This is a genomic window from Dietzia sp. DQ11-38-2 (assembly GCF_014145055.1).
In the GTDB taxonomy this organism is placed as follows: domain Bacteria; phylum Actinomycetota; class Actinomycetes; order Mycobacteriales; family Mycobacteriaceae; genus Dietzia.
In genome coordinates this window covers 1-2553 of record NZ_JAALDW010000001.1, presented here as the reverse complement: position 1 = coordinate 2553, position 2553 = coordinate 1, and the positions used below count along the sequence as shown (strand labels likewise).

3 protein-coding genes and 1 pseudogene are annotated in these 2553 nt (G+C 71.6%); all 4 read right to left on the bottom strand.

Annotated elements, in window-relative coordinates:
* Nucleotides 1-357 (bottom strand): annotated as a pseudogene (locus G6026_RS00020) (ABC transporter permease); the annotation flags it as partial.
* On the bottom strand, nt 354-1235 hold the full coding sequence (locus tag G6026_RS00015) for an ATP-binding cassette domain-containing protein (RefSeq protein ID WP_107758259.1): 882 nt from the start codon (nt 1233-1235) through the stop codon (nt 354-356). The gene G6026_RS00015 and the pseudogene G6026_RS00020, both read right to left, overlap by 4 nt.
* A gap of 158 nt (nt 1236-1393) precedes the next feature.
* Entirely contained in the window at nt 1394-2083 is a 690-nt protein-coding gene (locus G6026_RS00010) for a response regulator transcription factor (RefSeq protein WP_182611876.1), read from the bottom strand.
* Nucleotides 2080-2553 (bottom strand): ATP-binding protein (locus tag G6026_RS00005; RefSeq protein ID WP_347238044.1); only part of this gene is annotated, 474 nt, incomplete at its 5' end. The genes G6026_RS00005 and G6026_RS00010, both read right to left, overlap by 4 nt.

Below are 2553 nucleotides of genomic sequence, written 5' to 3'. Positions count from 1 at the left end.
CGCCTGTTCGGCGGCGGCGGGGTCGGCGACCTCGGTGACGGACAGCTCGATCGGGGGGACACCCGCCTGCGCGCCGGGTCCGGTCCCCTCCTCGGCGCCCTCCCTGTCCGGGGTGGCCGCAGCAGCTGCGGCGTGCACGATGGCCGAGGCGTCGTTAGAGGCGACGGCGACGGTCTTCTCGTCATCGCGCCCGCCGAGGAGGAACGACAGCCCGAAGGCGACGACGAAGATCGCGATGGTGGTCAGGGTGGAGATGATGAAGTTTCGATCGCGGAGTTTGACCATGATCTCGCGACCGGCGACGATGCGCCAGGCGGACTCGGTCGCCGGCGACCGGGTGGGGGTCGTGGTGGTCATGACGTCACCTCGCGGTAGATCTCGGAGAGGGTGGGAACGACTTCGGCGAGCTCGCGGACGCTGCCCCGCGCCATCGCCTCGCGCAGGACGAGGTCGGTCACCTCGGGGCGGTCGAGGTCCAGTAGTGCGGTGGGACCGTCGACGTCGACGACGTGGACGCCCGGCAGACCCCGGACCCACCCGACGTCCGTACCGGCGACCAGCCGGTGCAGGACGCGGCCACGTCGGCGGAGGTCGTCCACCGTCCCGTTGGCGACGACCCGCCCGCCCGCCAGGACGACGAGGTGGTCGCAGAGGCGTTCCACCAGGTCGAGTTGATGCGAGGAGAACAACACGGGCACACCCTGACTCGTGTACTCGCGCAGCAGGTCGACCATGGAGTCGACGGCGACCGGGTCCAGGCCCGAGAAGGGTTCGTCGAGGACCAGCAGTTCCGGCCCGCCGATGACCGCGGCGACGACCTGGACGCGCTGCTGGTTGCCCAGGGACAGCGACTCGAGCTTGTCCCCGGTACGGTCGCCGAGCCCGAAGCGGTCGAGCAACTCCGTCGCCGACCGACGTGCGCCCTCCGGGCTGCGCCCCTGGAGTCTGCCGAGGTAGACGAGTTGGTCGAGGATGGGCTGCTTCGGGTACAACCCACGCTCCTCCGGCATGTACCCGAAGGTGCGACGATCCGCGACCGTCACCTCCCGGCCCTTCCACATGACCGTGCCCGCGGTCGGCTGCAGAACGCCCATGATCATCCGCATGGTGGTGGTCTTCCCGGCGCCGTTGCCGCCGACGAAACCGGTCATCGCCCCCCGCGGGACCTCGAATCCGACGTCGTCCACGGCGAGGGTCTCCCCGAATCGTCGGGTCAGCCCGTCGAGTTCCAGCATGGTGTCCTCCCTGGTGTCCTGTACCGCGTCCACGCTATGGCTCCAGGGCGGTCCGGCGGATCAGCCGGGAGGATGACATCTCCGGGGAGAGCAGGGAAGGTCTCCCCCTCAGGGGGGAGACGCAGGGCGCGGGCGGGCGGCCGTCCGTTCGTCGCGGCTCACTCGCCGGGGTGGACGAGGCCGGCCTCGTAGGCCAGGACGACCGCCTGGACGCGGTCTCGGAGGTGGAGCTTGGACAGGCACGCGGACACGTGGGTCTTGACCGTGGCCTCGCCCACGACCAGCGTGCGCGCGATCTCCGCGTTGGACAACCCCCGGGCGACAAGACGCAGGACCTCGGTCTCCCGGGCGGTGAGCTCGTCCAGTGCCACCGGCCGGGACCCCGCGGGCGCGGGTGACCCGTCGCCGGCGTCCGGTGCCGTGGGAGCGGTGAGCCGTTCGATGACGCGGCGGGTGACCTCGGGCGCGAGCAGCGCGTGGCCGTGCCCCACGGCGCGGACCCCGTCGACCAGGTCCTGCGGGTCGGAGTTCTTGAGCAGGAAGCCACCGGCCCCGGCGCGCAATGCGTCGAACAGGTAGTCGTCCCGGTCGAAGGTCGTGAGGATCAGCACCCTGGCCAGGGCCTCACCGGTGATGAGTCGGGTCGCCTCGATGCCGTCGGTGCCCGGCATCTGTACGTCCATCAACACCACGTCGGGCCGCAGTCGCCGACACATCTCCACCGCCTGCGCACCGTCCGCGGCGTCGCCGATCACCTCGAGGTCGGGTTCCACGCCGAGCATCATCGAGAATCCGGACCGCATGAGCGGCTGATCGTCCACCACGAGGACCCGCAGGACGGTGTTCATGTCCGGTCGGCCTCCACGTCGGGGCGGTACGGCAGGCGCACCCGTACCCGGTAGCCGCCGGTCACCCGCGGCCCGATCTCGCACTCCCCGCCGTGTGACCGCACCCGTTCGCGCATACCCAGCAGGCCCAGACCACTCCCGGAGGTGCCGACCCGGGGGCGCCCGGCGTCAAGGATCTCCACCTCCGCGTACGGGGTCCCGCCCGGTCCCTCACCGGTGCGCAGGACGTCGCTCGCGCGGTCGGCCGTGGAGTGCCGCCGGACGTTGGCCAGCGCCTCCTGCGCGGTCCGGTACAGGGACAGGCCGACGACCGGCGGGACCTCCTCGACCGGGTGTCCGGTGCCCGTGACCACCGAGACGCTGGTGGTGAAGTCGGCCGATTCGTGAGAGGCCGCGAGGCGGCCGAGGTCGGCGATCCCCCGCACCGCGGATCGGGAGTGGTCCGGGCAGGCGGACGGATCGTCGGGGGA